This window comes from Corynebacterium sp. (assembly GCF_022712275.1).
GTDB lineage: Bacteria > Actinomycetota > Actinomycetes > Mycobacteriales > Mycobacteriaceae > Corynebacterium.
This window is the reverse complement of the sequence record NZ_JALAGU010000022.1, coordinates 1-15,378: the sequence shown is the minus strand read 5'-3', so window position 1 is coordinate 15,378 and position 15,378 is coordinate 1. Positions and strand designations below refer to the sequence as shown.

The window sequence follows — 15,378 nt, the reverse complement described above, 5'->3', positions numbered from 1 at the left end:
GCGAGGGGGTGGCAGATAGCATGGAGCCCATGCGGAAGGGATTAATCACGCTGTTCGTGGTCGCCGTGGTCGCGCTGGCCGTCGGGCTTGTGGCACCACCGGTGTACAAACTGCTCAGCAGCAACGGACTCCAGACGGCGTCCATCGCCGAAGGCTCCGGGGAACCCGCCTCAGTGGGGGTCGACGGTCACTGGGGGATCGTCTCCGGTGAGGGGCAGAACCGCACCCAGGCCGGTTACACCTTCGACGAGGTCCTGCCCGGTCAGCGGAAGTCCACCTCCGGGCGAGGTGAAGGTGTCACCGGAGGCCTGGTCGTCAACGACGGGACACTGACCGAGGGCGACATCACTGTCGATGTCGAGTCCATCGGGTCCGACATCGAGAAGCGCGACATCAACGTCCGTCGCCACATCCTGCAGACCGATGACTACCCGGAGGCGACCTTCGAGATCACCGAGCCGGTGGATCTGTCCGGACTGCCGGACGACGGGACTGTCGACACGGTCACTCTCACCGGTGATCTGACGATGCATGGTCACACCAACACGGTGACCGCCGATCTCACGGTGTTGCGTACCGGCGAGCATGTCATCGTGGAAGGTAAACTCCCTGTTGTCCGCGAGGACTTCGGTCTCCAGTCACCGCAGTTCGTCGCTTCCCAGATCGCAGCAGAGGGAACCATCGACCTGCTGCTGGTCTTCGCCCAGATGTAGGCCCGGCAACAGGCCCTGACCCCGAGGAGAACCCTGTGGACCGCACCGTAATGGTCACCACCCGTTGGATCCGGCTGGTGACCCTGCTCGCCTTCATCGTCGTCCTGCTCTTCCTCGACGGCGTGGTACCGTTGATCTGCATCGGCCTCTGCGTGATCTTCCTCGGCTTCACAGGATGGCAGTTGTGGAAGCTCTACAACGACGAGAAGTACCGGGAGTAGGTCTGCGATGGACATCGTCGACCTGCAGACCGGACTCGGCGAGTTGACCACCGTCGAGATCGCCGAAGAAATGTCCCGCCTGGGGACCACCGACCAGGCCGTCCTGTTCCGGCTTCTGGACAAGGACCGTGCGTCCCAAGTGTTCGAGTATCTGGACGTCGCCCACCAGGCGGAGCTCCTCGACGAGTTCCGGGAAGGGCGTTCCGCCGAGCTGCTGCTCGATCTGCCCGATGACGACCGTGCCCAGCTGCTCGGGGAGATGCCGGCGAAGGTCGCCGCCCGGATGATGGCCGGGCTGCCGGAGGACCGCCGCCAGGTCACCGCGCAGCTGCTCGGTTATCCGGAGGGGTCCGCCGGACGTGTGATGACGCCGGTGCCCACGGTGATCGCCTCGGACACGACGCGCGAACAGGCGCTCCAGAAGCTCCGTGGCCGTGATCTGCGTAACCGGGACATCGCCGTGCTCGCCGTGACCGACCACACCCGGCATCTCGTCGGGCTGGTCAACCTGTCGACCCTCGTCACCTCTGCGGCAGACACGCCGATCGCGGAGCTGATGAACAAGGAGACCCACGCGGTCAACGCCACCGACGACCAGGAGAAGGCCGCCCGTCTGGTCCAGGAGGCCGACCTGCTCGCACTGCCCGTCGTCGACGACGAGAACCGGTTCCTCGGCATGCTCACCGTCGATGACGCGATGGAGATCCTCGAGGAGGAGGCCACCGAGGACGCCTACCGTGCCGGTGGTTCCGAGCCGCTGGAGCAGCCCTATCTCACGGCGACGGTGTTCCACCTGGCCCGGAAGCGTGGCGTGTGGCTCCTGGTGCTGATACTCACGGCGGTCCTCACCGTCAACGTGATGAGCTTCTTCGAGGACACTCTCGCGTCGGTCGTTGTCCTGGCGACCTTCGTCCCGATGATCACCGGTACCGGAGGCAACGCCGGATCGCAGGCGGCCTCCTCAGTGGTGCGAGCCCTGGCCGTCGATGAGGTCCAGCCCCGTGACATCGGCCGGGTGATCTGGCGTGAGGTGCGGGTGGGTCTGCTGCTGGGAGTGTTCCTCGGTGCCCTGATCTTCCCGTTCATCTCGCTGATCTACGAGTGGCGAATCGGCGCGGTGATGTCGCTGACCATCATCTGCATCTGCGCCTGGGCCTGCATCGTCGGCGGGGTGCTGCCGCTGGTGGCCAAGAAGATCGGCGTGGACCCGGCGGTGTTCTCCACCCCGGTGGTCTCTACGCTGGTGGACGCCACGGGCCTGGTCATCTACTTCTCGATCGCCCAGGTCATCCTCGCAAGCATGCTCTGAGCCAGGCACCGAGCAGGCCCGGTGAAGTCTGTCGGAGGTCTGCTGCACGAACCGCCGGAACTCCGGTGGTCGGATGACCGTGAATTCGATGTCGGTGAGCACGAGAACGACTGTCAGCCACTCGAAGGAATCCACGCGGGCCGTGTAGCGGGTACGTCGACCTCTGTCGGTGGCCTCCAACGTCCCGTCGACCCGGTGGAGAACTGCAGCTGCGTTGTCAGGGCCGGTCGCCAGATCGAGGACGACCTCGACGATTGAGCCACTCCGGAACTGCTCCCGGAGCAGTTCGGTGACATCGTTCCGGGGCAGAGGGGCCGGGGTGAACCGGTTGCCGGTGAACGCCACGTCCCCTATGCGGTCCAGCCGGAATGTCCTCCAGTCCCGTCGGTCCAGGTCCCACCCGTAGAGGTACCAGCGCCCGTCGAGGTGGACCAGACGGGCGGGATGCACCGTCCGGTGGAGCTTTGCCTGACGTCCGGTGTGGTTGAAGGTCACCTCACGGTGCTCGGCAGCCGCGTGGCCGAGCAGAATGAAGAGACCGTCCGCCACGCCGGGAGCGCTGGTGTCGATCTCGACAGTCCGTTCTGATGCCGACTCCGACCGGGACGGCTGTGGGGGAAGACGCTTTCCCCGGGGCATCACGTAGTGCCCGCCACGCCCCGGGACCCCTTCGATGTGGTAGCCGAGGTTCCGGAGCTCGGTGATGTCACGTCGGAGCGTCCGTTCGGGGATGTCCAGCAGCCCTGAAAGATGAGCTGCGGACCAGGTGGTCCCGCCGTCGAGGAGGTCGAGCAGGTGGAGAAGCCTTCCCATCCTCGTCGTCACTGTGTTCCTCCCTTTGCGGTCATGTTACTGCTGCATTCCACCGTAGCGTGATCAGTATGAACATTGACGAGAACACCGCGTCCATCACCGTCACCGGCGCCCGCACCCACAATCTGCGGGACATCGACGTGGAGATCCCGTCTCACGCACTGACCGTGGTCACCGGAGTCTCCGGTTCCGGGAAATCCTCACTGGTCTTTGACACGATCGCGGCGGAGGCACAGCGGGCGACGGCCGCCGGATACCCGTCCTTCGTACGCACCCGTCTGGCCCGGTACCCGCCGGCGGACGTCGACCGGATCGACGGGCTCACATTCACGACCGTGGTCGACCAGCGACGGTTCACCGGTAATGCCCGCTCTACGGTGGCCACGGCCGTGGACCTCGCGACCCCGCTGCGGATGCTCTTCTCCCGGTTTGCAGTGCCGTCGGCGGGATTCTCCCCGGCGTACTCTCCGAATGATCCGACCGGCATGTGCCTGACCTGCGAGGGGTTGGGGACGCTGTCCGCCATCGACGAGGACGCGTTGATCGACCCGGACCTTTCACTGGACGACGGTGCCGTGCGGTTCCCGACCTTCGCGCCCGGGACCTACCGGTGGAAACGTCTGGTCACCTCGGGTCTCTGTGACCCGTCCGTGCCATGGTCGCAGCTGCCGGACGAGATCCGCAATGTGCTGATGCATGCCCGTGATCTCCGACTGGAGGAGCCGTTACCGGGATATCCGGACCACGGTCGCTTCGACGGGATCATTCCCCGCCTTCGGGATTCCTACCTGCGCAGGACGCCGTCCCGGCTCACCGCTGCCGAGCGTGCCGGTCTCGACGCCGTGGTGAGTCACTCGACCTGCCCGGACTGTGCCGGCGCGAGGATCAACGCGGAGGCAAGGGACAGTCACATCAACGGCCGGTCGATCGCCGACTGGGCCGCAGTGTCCATCTCCGACCTGCACGGACTGGTCTCCGATGCGGCGGAGTCACTGGGGGAGAGCGCCGCACCTCTGCTCGTGGACATCTCCCGCCGCGTGGACGCCCTCACCGAGGTCGGCCTGGGCTATCTGAACCTCGACCGGTCGTCGCCGACCTTGTCCGGCGGTGAGGCGCAGCGGCTAAAAATGGTGCGGCACCTGGGAAGCCCCCTGACCGAGGTGACCTATGTCTTTGATGAGCCGGCCGCCGGCCTTCACCCCAACGACGTACAGCGTGTCATCACGCTACTCAGCGGCCTGAGAGACAGGAGGAACACTGTTCTCGTCGTCGACCACAATCCGGCGGTCATCGCTGCCGCCGACCACGTCATCGGCATGGGGCCGGGAGCAGGGGAATCCGGTGGCGAGGTCACTTTCACTGGTTCACCCGCCTCTGGGAGCGGTGTTCATATTCCGGTTCTCAAGTCTTCGGTCCGCACACCGACCGGTTCCGCTGCGGTAGAGCACGCCCGGAGCAATAACCTCCGGGACCTCACAGTGGCGGTCCCGACCGGCGTCCTCACCGTGGTCACCGGTGTGGCCGGAAGCGGAAAATCCTCGCTGATGACCACTGATTTCGCCGCGCAGCATCCCGAATTCACCGTGGTCGGTCAGCAGCCACTGCACGGCGGTCGCCGGTCCTCACTGTTGACGATTACCGGTGCGGCCGACGGACTCCGGTCACTCTTCGCGGCGTCCGGCGATCTGTCTCAGTCCTGGTTCTCCCGCAATGCGAAGGGCGGTTGTCCCGAGTGCCGTGGCACCGGGGAAATCACCACTGACCTGGCCTTCATGGAAGACACGAGGACGCCCTGTGAGGCTTGCAGAGGGTCGGGGTTCAACCAGAAAGCCCTGTCCGTGACTGTGGGTGGGTACACGATAGCCGATGTGGAGGCGCTGCGTCCTTCCGAGGTCGCCGAGCTGCTCGGTCCGGCAGATGCGGCGCGACTGCGCTGGGTCGACCGGGTGGGCCTGGGGTATCTGGCGGCCGGCCGGACACTCGACGGACTGTCCGGCGGAGAACGTCAACGGCTGCTCCTGTCCCGACATCTCGGCAGTATCAGCGGGGACGCACCACTACGCCTGATCCTCGATGAGCCGACGACAGGACTGCACGCCGCGGATGTCCGTCGACTACTGGACCTGTTCGATGCGCTGGTGGACGCTGGTGGATCACTCGTACTTATCGAGCATAATCAGCAGGTCATCGCGCATGCCGACCACGTCATCGACATCGGTCCGGGCGCAGGTGACAACGGCGGTCAGGTCGTCTTCGAGGGCACACCGGCTGAGCTGGTCCGGGTCGGTTCCCGGTCGGGCACCGGCCACTGTCTGGCAGAAGCGCTCAGGAATGACTGATACGCCAGGTCGCCTCGATGAACTGACCGATCTGCCGGGCCCGGACCAGAGTGAGCTGATCCGAGGCCAGGTCCCGCGGGAGCAGTGACTTTCCGTTCGCGAGGAAAACCGGGCTGAGATGGAGGGTGATCTCGTCGAGAAGTCCGGCGTCGAGGAACTGACCGGCCAGGTCTCCGCCACCCATCACCCAGACGGTGCCGTCGCCCGCGGCGTCCTGCAGCATGTCGGCGTTGTCGCCGACGGTACCGTCAACGAAGCGGACGTCGGCACCTTGCGGTGCCGGCAGCTCCCGTGAGGTGAAGACGATGACAGGTCGGGTGCCGAAGGATGCGGTCCATGCCTCAGGCTGCGTGATGAGGTCCTGGTCGCACAGCAGCCATTCGTAGGTGTGCGAGCCCATGACGAGAACAGTCGTCGCGTCCATCAGGGCGCCGAGTTCGGGAGTCTCGCCGCCGACGGCGAAGAGCCAGTCGAGCGAGTCGTCCTCGGTGGCGAGGAATCCGTTGACGGTGGTCGCGGTCGTGTAGGTGACGTGCATGACATCCAGTATGACGCGGCGGTCAGAAGATGTCGACGGGGGTTGAAATCCTGGTGCCGCATGGAGAGGAATGCTCCACCATAAACGTCACTGTGACGTAATTAGAGGCTACCGGAAGGGCGGACAAAGAACGGGAGATCAGGGCTTCAAAGGTGCTGAGCGCAGTCCGACAACGAGGATGACAGTGCCGTCCGGTTCGGTTCAGCGCCATCCGGCCGTGACGCCCGGGGCCGGCAATCCGTCACGGGTCGAAGGCGGCGGCCACAACCAGATGGCACAGCAGTCCGCACCAGTCAGAGCGGCAGGCAAGGGCACGAGTGGGATACGGTGCCGGCACAGCGGCGACACAACATCGTCGGTGTCACCGCAGAACCTCACTCCCGGCACCCCACTCTGATTAGCCGATAATATACATTATGACATTTTAGAGCGAGAGAGCCAGAGCCGACTCCCGCCCCTGTTGATCTGTCTCAGTCATTCTGTCGTTTTTCGCACTTAACCTGTCGGGGTACGGATCTCTCCTATCTTTCGCACTGAACCTGTCGTAGTCTCGGAGGAACCTTGTCACTCGTCACTGGGAGCCCGGGACATGACACTTCGACATCTGCCCGCCAACGGCACCGACCAGACACGCGTCCTAATCAACCTCGACGGAAATATCCAGAACTTCGCAGGAGACGCCGCCCTCGGCGACATCCCCGTGGAACGCGCCCAGCCACTCCGCGAGTTTTTCGCCTGGAAGCACAAGCGCAACTACGAGGGCTACTGGTTTTCCACGACGGTCGGCACGCATGTTCCCTTCGAGTCTCTCCTGGAGCGCCAGTTCCTGCTGTCCGCAGACTTCGACCCGTCCATCACCGCTATCAGTGCCCAGCCTCTCGGTCTGCTCTGGCCCGCAGGCGCCACCACCGAAACTCCGGAAGGCCGGACCAGGACCTTGCGCTCCCACGTCCCTGACTTCTTCTGCCGCCACGCCGGCGGTGATGCCACCCTCGTCGACGTCCGCCGTCCCGACGCGGCCGATGACCCCCATTTTCACCTCACTGCCGAGCTCTGCGCCGAAATCGGCTGGGGCTACACCGTGTTCACAGGCCTGGAGTCACCAACCTCCGAGACCCTCGACTGGCTGGCCGGCTACCGCATGGACCGCTACGCTCCTGACACGGAGGTCCGCGGTGCCCTGCTCGCTGTATTCGACCCTGAAACCTCACTACGTGCGGGTGTGCACGCTGCGTCCCGGAGCACGGGGCTCGCCCGGGACGCCATCCTCTGCAACACACTGCACCTGCTGTTCCACGGCGAGGTGCACTTCGATCCGTCGCAGCCACTGACCATGGAGTCCCCCATTCGACGACACTGGGAGCCGACACCATGAAGAGCGTCCGACTTCTCGACTACATCACGTTCGACGGCGCCGACTGGCAGGTCACCGCCCAGGACGGTGCCCTCCTCACCCTCACGAACCTATCCACCGGAGACACCAGACAGCTCAGTGTGTCAGACCTGCTGACCGCCGACTCCTACACCGCAGATACCCCGGACCGACTCCCCGACCTGGACTCGGTGGCGGTCCTCGACACTCTCGACGAGAAGACCCGGAAGCACACCGAGTTCCTCCACCGGCATGTCTACGAGCTGGTCCACGGCATCCTCCCCGACAACGGAGACACACAGGTACCCAGAAGCGAATACGACCTCGACAACCCCCTGCAACACCGGTTGGACGCCAAGTTTGCAGAGCTGACCGGCCTCGGATTCCCGGTGACACAGCGGTCCCTGGAGCGCTATCTTGCGGCCTACCGCTCCCAGGGCATCGCCGGGCTCGTTGACTCCAGGAAGGTCCGGCACACCACCGTCGCTGGCCGCACCGACCCCCGCGTCATCGCCCTGCTGGAAGAAGAGATCGCCGGCCAGACGAACCTGTCCACCGGCACCCGGTCCCGGGCAATCATGCGCGTCACCCACGCTGCACAGGACAACGGCTGGGAAGTCCCGTCCCGGGCCACCCTGTACCGCATCCTGCGGAAACTGGAGCGCGACCGCTCCCCCTTCGGCTCTGCCACCACCCGCCGGTCCAAGTCCAACCGTCCCGACCGCGCCTGGGGCACCCGGCATCCGCAACGCCCGGGCGAGCTCGTGGAGATCGACTCCACTCCCCTGGACCTCATGGTCATCTACCCCGACGGGTCCTCCGGTCGCATCGACGTCACCGCCGCGGTAGATATCGCCACCCGCACCGTCCTGGCCGTCATTGCCCGTCCGGTGGCGACAAAGGCCGTCGACGCCGCGGTCTTGCTCGCCCGCGCGATGACCCCACTGACCCTGCAGCCGGGATGGCCTGAATCCCTGGCGTACTCACGCTCGATCCTGCCCACCGGGATGCTGCCCAATGACGCTGAAGCCCGCGCCCAGGTCGCGGCGAAGCCCGTCATCGTCCCGGAGTCGATCACCATGGACCGCGGCAGGGCGTTCAAGTCCACCACCTTCCTTTCCGCCTGCGAGCGCCTGCAGATCAACCTCACGCTGGCCGCGCCCCGGACCCCGACCGACAAACCGCACATCGAGTCGTTCTTCCGGGGCCTGCGTACCGGTTTCGTCCAGCACCTGGACGGCTACGTCGGCCCCAACGTCGTCCAGCGGGGCAAGGACCCCGCCAGCCAGGCGGTGTGGACGATGGTCGAGGTCCAGAATCTCATGGACATGTGGGTCGTCGGTGTCTACCAGAACCGGACCCAGGAGGGATTGCGGATCGCTGCGATGCCCAAGCGCAAGCTGACCCCCAACGAGATGTACGCCGCGCTGGCATCGGTAGCCCCGCAGGCTTCGGTGACCTTCGAGCGCGACGACTACATCGCTCTGCTTCCGGTGGCCTACCGGTCGATCCAGCCCTACGGGATCAACTTCGACGGGCTGCACTACACAGCTCCCGAGCTCGCCGAGTACCGCGGTATGTCCTCGGGCCTTCCGGCGCCGGCATCGGGTAAGTGGGAGGTTCGCTACGATCCGCACCGGATGAACCGGATCTGGGTCCGAGACCATGTGAAAGGCCGTTGGATCGAGGCGACGTGGGTGATGAACGCCCAAGTCTCAGCACCGTTCTCCCAGGACGTTCTGACCGCGGCGAAGCGAGTACTGACCCGGACGGCCAATCAGTTGGCCGGTAAAGACGTCGCCGAGCAGATCAACCGGATTCTCACCGCGCCGACAACCACGAAGGAGCGCAGTGCATCGAAGCGCTCGCGGACCGCTGAGTCTAGCGTCCCTGCGGCCCCGGCGGTGGAGGTCACAAAGGCAGACCTGGCGTTGCTGACCGGTGGCGAACCCCCGACGGCAGACCTGTCCCCCTCGACTCCCAGTGTTCCGCCAGACGACGATCCGCCGGTCAAACCTCGTCGACGTGCAGCACGCCGCGTCGACGAAGACGACTTCTTCTAACCGATCACCCAGGTCGCTCTCATCTGCCTGCTACGCAACCTCCGCGTCTTTTCTGCTGGAGGTACTCCGTGACCGCTACACGCGGCTCGTCTACTTCCCCATCTCCAGGCGCCGGATCATTTGCTCCAACTGGCCGCGTGTCATGGGCTTCTTCGGCGGGGGCATCATCTTCTGTGCCTGGCGGTATGTCGTCTTCCCGCTCAGGTCCATCAGGCTCCCCACCCCTGTCAGGAAGGCCCGACGCTTCGTACCCGTGGCCATCGAACGGTTCTGGATCGTCATGGTTCATAACCCGCCTTTCCCTGATCAGCCACCAATTCTACAGGCAACGCATCAGAGATGTCACGTCCCCGGGTACTAGTGACAGCAGCCATGCCGGTGCCGAGGCTACGCTCGGCAAACACCACGTACTGCACGCCACACCACCGAAAGCTGAGGTAGCCCGATGGCTGTCCCCGACTCCCTCGCCAGCTGGCGCGAGTTCGCCTCCCGACACCTGGTCGCCCCCAAGATTCTGGGAACCGACCAACTCACCGAACTCGCCCCCAGCGACCTGGAAACCTACAACGAGTCCCGGTTCGCATGGATCGGTGCGGACGTCGTCATCAACACCAAGGACATCGCTGCGGTTACCGACCAGGTCCGGATCCTACGCGCCCGACTCGCCGCGACGCGCTCCACTGCCGGTCGTACGCTGGCGATCTCAGGTAGAGCCGGAGTCGGAAAATCCACCATCGCCATGCTCCTGGGGAAGAAGCACGAGACCGCAGTGCGTAGAAAACTGGGGATCTCCGCAGCCGATCTGTCAGTCGCCCCGGTCGTCTACCTGGTTGTTCCACCTGGATGCACCCCGAAGATGCTGATGTCTGCGGTCGCCCGCTGGATCGGTCTGCCTGTCCGCCGCGGATGGGATGCCCCTACCATCACCGACCACGTCGTTGCTGTACTGCGGGACCTGAAGACGTCCATGATCATCGTCGACGAGGTCCACAACCTGAAAACGAACAAGTCAGCCGGCGCTGATGCCGCCAGCACACTGAAGTCGTTCACCGAGCGGTTGGACGCGGCTGTGATCTTCTGCGGGATCGACCTGCTGGACTCCGACCTTCTGGCCGGCGAGATGGGACGCCAGATCCGGGCACGGACCAAGATCTACGACCTGCGGGTCTACGGCTACGGCAGTGCGGCGAATAGAGAAGCGTGGGTGGAGTTGGTCGCCGGTATGGAAGAGCTTCTTCCACTGGCCGCACACACACCAGGTACGCTGACCACCGACGACATAGCGGCGTACCTGTGGCACCGCACCGGCGGGTCCATTGGCAGTCTGCGCAACCTGCTCGGCGACGCCGCGATTGAGGCGATACTCTCCGGGGCCGAGAGAATCACCCGGACGGGGCTGGACACCGTGATCCTGGACCAGGAGGCCGTACGCGGTCAGGCACTGGTTCCACCGGCTGCGAAGACGGATGCGCAGCGGAGGCGTGGCGCTGTATGAGCGTCGGTTCACGTGGCCCCGCTCCACTTCCGGTGCGGGTGCGGTGTTTCCAGGGTGAGGGACTCATCTCGTACGCGCGGCGCGCCGCAGCAGCCAACCATCTCACGGTCGAGGACGTGGAATCTGCTCTGCGCTCGCAGGGGTATGTATTCCCGCAGCGGCGCGAGAGTGAGGAGCGCCGGAAGATCTGGCGGAGCCTGGGAGACTTGCATTCCTCCGCGTTCACAGAGACGGAACAGGATGGCACCGTCCCACTCTCCTACCGCCAACTGTGTGCCAAATGTTCCGCAGGGCAGCCGGCCACCGGGCTGCTCTCTGCCATCGGCGGAGACGTCTGTTTACGACACCGCCGATGGCTCGGTGATGGGGTACAGGTGGATGTCTCTGGAGCGCCAGAGTTCCTGACGGCTGAGCGGACCTTTCACCGTGTACTGGTGGGACGCGGACTGTCACTGGGCAGCGTAGTGTTCATGAACTGTCGCGGCATCTGCCAGTGTCTTCCTGAGCATGTGGTGCAGTCCCGGCTTCGTCGGCTACGTCTCCGCGAGGCAGGTACGGAGATGCTGGGGTATCCGGAGACAGTCGCCGTCGCAGTGTTGCTGACCGACGACGCTTTCCTGGGTCAGGTGCTGTCCCCCGTTCGCCCCGAGACGCGTCGAGCTTTCCTGGACGAGAGGATCGCAGCCGCTGTGCACCCCACGGAGCTTGTTGAGTCCTGGCGGATCCACAATGTGCTGTGGAACTCCCTGAAGCGGGACTACGAGCACCTCACGTCTGCCAGGTTGCGTGGGGTGGCGCCTGATCCAACCATCGCCGTGACGTTGCAGTTCTGGACGAGTCGCCCGAGGTGGGAGAAGAGGTGAAGTCTCAGCGGGCGGCGGTGCGCCTGGCCCTCCCTTCGACTTGGCCACTGGCAAATGCCTGGCCCCTGAGATGTCCAGGGCCCAGGCAACTTCGCGAGGGGAACCGGTGGCTGGTTGGTTGGTTGACGTATCCTGCTGCGGTGTGCGGGAAGCTGCATCGCATAGTTCATGGCTCATCGGGGGTGCAAGCTACCCCCCGAGACGATAACCTACCTGCACTTATAGTGTTCTCTGGACGCAGTGAAATCTCACCTCTTCACCTACCGATATGGGAAGTGTTACCGTGGTCCCACGTTGACATGGAACAGAGGAGCGGTGGTCAGGCGTTGGGCAAGGATGGAAGGTTCCCCAACTTGTCGGGTCGCCAGATGAGGAAGATTCTCACCCGGATCTGCGGTGATCCGCTTAAGAAGCCAGGCGGAAAGCAACGCGGAAGAGGCAGCCACACGCACTTCAAGAGTCCCATCAATGGTAAACAGTTCATGTTTTCCTACCACGACGGAGCCTCCGTCAACGGTGGGATCGTAAGACAGATACTTGTCACCCAGGTAGGATTGTCCCTAGATGAAGCAAGGAGGGCACTGAAGTGAACAACGTACACGTCGTCATCAGGCACATGCCCGGATTGACACCAACCTGGCAGTACTACGGGACCGACATCGGCGCTATCGGAGGTTCCGATACACTCAGAGAGGCCAAAGACCTCGCTGCCGAAGCCGTCGCCGACCTCGTAGGGACTGACACCTCAATCGTGTTCTACGTTGAGCGACAGGCACTCGCAGAGTCTGATGACCACCCGGCGATCTACGTGCGAGAACTACAGGACACCGATACCACCCGGAGACTCCAACGACAGAATCTCGCTGTAGAGTACGCGACTTTCCTCCAGAACTACCCAGAACGCAAGGACACCTTCCACGGCATGCTGGCAGCAACCGGAGACATCATCGCCGTTGCTGTCCTCCCCGACGATCTGGTTAGCGACGCTCTGGAGAATTGCGGACACTACGACTCCGTGTTCCTCGGGATGCCGGAGGGAGACCTAGTGTACTGGCTTGGACTTAGCGGAAGCGAGGCCGAGGAAGTACCGGAACACTCCGAGGCAATCGCAGGTGTGGGACTCAACAGCAACTCGACTGTTCGTGATCTGATGCTACGTTCTGGAACTATGGACCCCTCCCAAGCGAGGACATTGCTTACGGCGTAGCTGTAGGTATCCGGATGTCGTACATAATTACCGGAACGGTAACTAAGCTGAATTGAAAACTGCAGAACGAGAGAGACCTCCACCCCCAACTTTCTGGGGTGGAGGTCTCTCTCCAACAGCTACAGCACAGCAGTCACGATGTAGTTAACCGACATCGTGCCGATGATCGCGCACAGGGCGGCGAACGCGGTCTGCAACGCGACCGGACGCTCACGACTGGCGCCGACACCGGCGATGGCACCGAGGAGGCCACCACTGGCCAGCAGCGCGAGCGCGCCGAAGACGAGGAGGGGCAGGAGGGTGAAGATGAACAGCATGTGGTCCACCATCCTTTCATCGTGGAAAACCCCACGGAGGGCAGCACTGCTTATCGGTGCTGTGGGCAACCCTGCCAGACCCCTGTTCCGCGCTCCCCGCGCCAGGATATCTCCCCCATATCACGCCTCTGTTCTGCGTCGACGCCTTGTTGAACTGCGCAGAACTCGACACGTGATACTGACGCGACGTCCCCGATCTCGGTAGCCTGACCCCGTGGCCGGTAACCTCAATACCCACAAAGACACCAGCCCCCGTCGGCAGCAGAGCGGTACTTCGCTGCGGAGATTACGAACGACAGCACCACCCCGCGGTGTTCACAGCAGCAGCGGCGCGGTGCACGCGTGCAGTGGACACTCCCGCGACGCCGAACAAGCTAACGAGGCAGATCTGTCACGTCGTTTCTGTCGGCTAGGATGAAGGTCACTGGCATCAACAATAGGTTCGATGCGCGAGACTCCAGGGGAAGCAATTGCACGAACATGACGGGATTCCCGCACATCGTGGACACGAAGCGGGTGAGGAAGGACCAGAGCTGAGTTCACGTTCCAGCAAGATGGCCTTCGGCGAGATGCGGGAGGCCCTCGCAGATGAGAATCATCCACGACACGATGAGGCGATTCAACAAGGAAAACGCATGTCCGAAAAGATAGGACCTGCAATGGAAGAGCTTAAGAGGTCCATTGCGATCCCACCCGGAATAAGCGAGTTTGCTGGCAACTTCAATTCGCTATCTCTACCTGCGCTCGATGCGTCCACCACACTGTCAGACAGCGTAAAGGCAATGCAGCCGATTATCTCGTTAACTGACATCCCTCCAGAATACGAAGCTCTACAGTTCACATCGTCTGTGGTTCCTTCCTTCGATTACGACGAACTCAACGAAGGACTCGACGAGGCTGCGCGAGAGAAGGAAGCCAGACAACAGCGTCAGGACCAGGTCGCCACTGCCTCACTAGAGGTATTACAAGCCATGGCTGCCAGCATCCAGCAACTCGACCAGCAGATGGGGAACGTCGAGCAAAGACTCGTCGAGAACAACACGAGCGCAGAGACCTCCTCCAGGAAGACAATCAGGATTGCCTCATGGACACTGTTCGCCACGGTCCTGGGTATCGTCGTAGCTACTGTTCTCGCGGTAGCTCTTTAACCAGCAAGAACCAGTAAACTCCCTCTTACCTGCGCAGAACCGGACACAAGAACTAGCCAACGGCTTGTCACGTCCCTTACCCTCACCCCATGAGCACCACCCCGGACCCGCACCGCATCGCCTTCGTCGGCGACCTCCACGACGACATCGACGCGTTCATCCACACCACCAACCTCGCCGCAGCCGCCGGGGCATCCACCATCGTCCAGACCGGTGACTTCGGCTTCCACCACCCCGCCGACCTCGATCTCCTGCAACTCATCATCGACGAACGCGCCCCAGGTGTCGACTACCGGATCATCGACGGCAACCACGAGGACTTCACCCTCCTCACACCCGACACCACCGAACCCACCGCCCTGACCCGGTCCATCACCTACATGCCCCGCGGGCTACGCACCACCATCGCTGGGATCGACCTGCTGTTCCTGGGAGGGGCGACCTCCACCGACCGGAAGTGGCGGACCGAGGGCGTGAACTGGTTCCCCGCCGAACACATCACCGACGCCCAGGTTACCCGCGCCATCACCGCCGCCAGCACCGGTACTGGCCCGGTGGACATCCTCGTCACCCACGAGACCGGGGCAGCAGCGTTCACCGCCCTGTCCGCAGGCAGTGCACACGCCTGGGACAAGGCCGCTGACCCACTCAGCCAGGCAGACCGTGCCCGCATCGACCGGATCCTCGCGGCTGTGCACCCGGCCGTCCACATCCACGGTCACCACCACACCCGCTTCGCCGCGCCCCTGGACGGTGAGCTGACCGGCACACTGGACATCGCCCTGGCCAAAGAGACTGACGACGGCTCGGTCGTCATCCTCGACACCCACGGCGGCGGGCCGGACCAGTGGACGTGGTCGGTACCGGTGGCCCACCGGCAGGTGATCACCGACACCGGCTGGTACCCGGTCGACGAGTTCACCGTGACCGGGTTCGGTCCCCTGTGGCCCTGGACCGACACCGAACTGCCCTGGCCCACG

14 protein-coding genes and 1 pseudogene are annotated in these 15,378 nt (G+C 63.7%); 11 read left to right on the top strand and 4 right to left on the bottom strand.

Annotated elements, in window-relative coordinates; all coding sequences use genetic code 11:
* Window positions 1-29: 29 nt before the first annotated feature.
* Genes Q0A27_RS03995 through mgtE form a run of 3 tightly spaced genes read left to right on the top strand, consistent with a single transcriptional unit; the run spans window position 30 to window position 2,243 of the window.
* Window positions 30-713: a YceI family protein gene (locus Q0A27_RS03995; RefSeq protein ID WP_291473780.1), complete on the top strand. Its 684-nt coding sequence runs from the start codon at window positions 30-32 to the stop codon at window positions 711-713.
* 35 nt (window positions 714-748) lie between these two features.
* A complete protein-coding gene (locus Q0A27_RS03990) occupies window positions 749-934 on the top strand; it encodes a hypothetical protein (RefSeq protein ID WP_291473779.1) in 186 nt (61 codons plus the stop codon).
* A 7-nt stretch (window positions 935-941) separates the two neighbouring features.
* Window positions 942-2,243, top strand: coding sequence for a magnesium transporter (mgtE, locus tag Q0A27_RS03985; RefSeq protein ID WP_291473778.1), 1,302 nt, complete (start codon window positions 942-944; stop codon window positions 2,241-2,243).
* Window positions 2,244-2,288: 45 nt separating this feature from the next.
* Here the strand turns inward: mgtE and Q0A27_RS15010 are convergent.
* Window positions 2,289-3,056, bottom strand: a pseudogene (locus Q0A27_RS15010) (helix-turn-helix transcriptional regulator); the annotation flags it as partial.
* 68 nt (window positions 3,057-3,124) lie between these two features.
* On the opposite strand from Q0A27_RS15010, the gene Q0A27_RS03980 reads away from it, so the two are divergent.
* Window positions 3,125-5,395: an excinuclease ABC subunit UvrA gene (locus Q0A27_RS03980; RefSeq protein ID WP_291473777.1), complete on the top strand. Its 2,271-nt coding sequence runs from the start codon at window positions 3,125-3,127 to the stop codon at window positions 5,393-5,395.
* Here the strand turns inward: Q0A27_RS03980 and Q0A27_RS03975 are convergent.
* Complete coding sequence (locus Q0A27_RS03975) at window positions 5,382-5,933, bottom strand: dihydrofolate reductase family protein (protein ID WP_291473776.1); 552 nt, start codon at window positions 5,931-5,933, stop codon at window positions 5,382-5,384. The two genes, Q0A27_RS03980 and Q0A27_RS03975, sit on opposite strands and share 14 nt — an antisense overlap.
* A 589-nt stretch (window positions 5,934-6,522) precedes the next feature.
* Here Q0A27_RS03975 and Q0A27_RS03970 point away from each other — a divergent pair.
* Both Q0A27_RS03970 and Q0A27_RS03965 read left to right on the top strand, forming a co-directional pair.
* The gene (locus Q0A27_RS03970; protein WP_291473775.1) at window positions 6,523-7,308 is read left to right on the top strand and encodes a TnsA-like heteromeric transposase endonuclease subunit; all 786 of its coding nucleotides are present in this window, start codon (window positions 6,523-6,525) and stop codon (window positions 7,306-7,308) included.
* Window positions 7,305-9,368 carry a Mu transposase C-terminal domain-containing protein gene (locus tag Q0A27_RS03965; protein WP_291473774.1) on the top strand — a complete coding sequence of 688 codons (2,064 nt, stop codon included), beginning with the start codon at window positions 7,305-7,307 and terminating at the stop codon, window positions 9,366-9,368. Before Q0A27_RS03970 ends, Q0A27_RS03965 begins: the two co-directional genes overlap by 4 nt.
* Before the next feature lie 90 nt (window positions 9,369-9,458).
* Here Q0A27_RS03965 and Q0A27_RS03960 read toward each other — a convergent pair whose 3' ends face one another.
* Window positions 9,459-9,650: a hypothetical protein gene (locus Q0A27_RS03960; protein WP_291473773.1), complete on the bottom strand. Its 192-nt coding sequence runs from the start codon at window positions 9,648-9,650 to the stop codon at window positions 9,459-9,461.
* 163 nt (window positions 9,651-9,813) lie between these two features.
* Between Q0A27_RS03960 and Q0A27_RS03955 the strand changes: the two genes are divergently transcribed.
* The 3 genes from Q0A27_RS03955 (at window position 9,814) to Q0A27_RS03945 (ending at window position 12,933) form a co-directional block, all read left to right on the top strand.
* Complete coding sequence (locus Q0A27_RS03955; RefSeq protein WP_291473772.1) at window positions 9,814-10,863, top strand: TniB family NTP-binding protein; 1,050 nt, start codon at window positions 9,814-9,816, stop codon at window positions 10,861-10,863.
* A 434-nt stretch (window positions 10,864-11,297) separates the two neighbouring features.
* Window positions 11,298-11,726, top strand: coding sequence for a hypothetical protein (locus Q0A27_RS03950; protein ID WP_291473771.1), 429 nt, complete (start codon window positions 11,298-11,300; stop codon window positions 11,724-11,726).
* A gap of 586 nt (window positions 11,727-12,312) precedes the next feature.
* Window positions 12,313-12,933, top strand: a complete 621-nt coding sequence (locus Q0A27_RS03945) for a hypothetical protein (RefSeq protein ID WP_291473770.1) — start codon at window positions 12,313-12,315, stop codon at window positions 12,931-12,933.
* 119 nt (window positions 12,934-13,052) lie between these two features.
* Here Q0A27_RS03945 and Q0A27_RS03940 read toward each other — a convergent pair whose 3' ends face one another.
* Complete coding sequence (locus tag Q0A27_RS03940; RefSeq protein ID WP_291473769.1) at window positions 13,053-13,262, bottom strand: hypothetical protein; 210 nt, start codon at window positions 13,260-13,262, stop codon at window positions 13,053-13,055.
* A gap of 542 nt (window positions 13,263-13,804) precedes the next feature.
* Here Q0A27_RS03940 and Q0A27_RS03935 point away from each other — a divergent pair.
* Together Q0A27_RS03935 and Q0A27_RS03930 are read left to right on the top strand one after the other, a co-directional pair.
* The gene (locus tag Q0A27_RS03935; RefSeq protein WP_291473768.1) at window positions 13,805-14,398 is read left to right on the top strand and encodes a hypothetical protein; all 594 of its coding nucleotides are present in this window, start codon (window positions 13,805-13,807) and stop codon (window positions 14,396-14,398) included.
* A gap of 89 nt (window positions 14,399-14,487) precedes the next feature.
* The coding region (locus tag Q0A27_RS03930; protein ID WP_291473767.1) for a metallophosphoesterase at window positions 14,488-15,378 on the top strand (891 nt) is incomplete at its 3' end.

What these genes read in the sequence shown, in the direction of transcription:
- Q0A27_RS03935 (WP_291473768.1), top strand. Translation starts at nt 13,805, where the DNA reads ATGGCCTTCGGCGAGATGCGGGAGGCCCTCGCAGATGAGAATCATCCA.
- Q0A27_RS03955 (WP_291473772.1), top strand. Translation starts at nt 9,814, where the DNA reads ATGGCTGTCCCCGACTCCCTCGCCAGCTGGCGCGAGTTCGCCTCCCGA.
- Q0A27_RS03995 (WP_291473780.1), top strand. Translation starts at nt 30, where the DNA reads ATGCGGAAGGGATTAATCACGCTGTTCGTGGTCGCCGTGGTCGCGCTG.
- mgtE (WP_291473778.1), top strand. Translation starts at nt 942, where the DNA reads ATGGACATCGTCGACCTGCAGACCGGACTCGGCGAGTTGACCACCGTC.
- Q0A27_RS03940 (WP_291473769.1), bottom strand. Translation starts at nt 13,262, where the DNA reads ATGGTGGACCACATGCTGTTCATCTTCACCCTCCTGCCCCTCCTCGTC.
- Q0A27_RS03980 (WP_291473777.1), top strand. Translation starts at nt 3,125, where the DNA reads ATGAACATTGACGAGAACACCGCGTCCATCACCGTCACCGGCGCCCGC.
- Q0A27_RS03965 (WP_291473774.1), top strand. Translation starts at nt 7,305, where the DNA reads ATGAAGAGCGTCCGACTTCTCGACTACATCACGTTCGACGGCGCCGAC.
- Q0A27_RS03970 (WP_291473775.1), top strand. Translation starts at nt 6,523, where the DNA reads ATGACACTTCGACATCTGCCCGCCAACGGCACCGACCAGACACGCGTC.
- Q0A27_RS03960 (WP_291473773.1), bottom strand. Translation starts at nt 9,650, where the DNA reads ATGACGATCCAGAACCGTTCGATGGCCACGGGTACGAAGCGTCGGGCC.
- Q0A27_RS03975 (WP_291473776.1), bottom strand. Translation starts at nt 5,933, where the DNA reads ATGCACGTCACCTACACGACCGCGACCACCGTCAACGGATTCCTCGCC.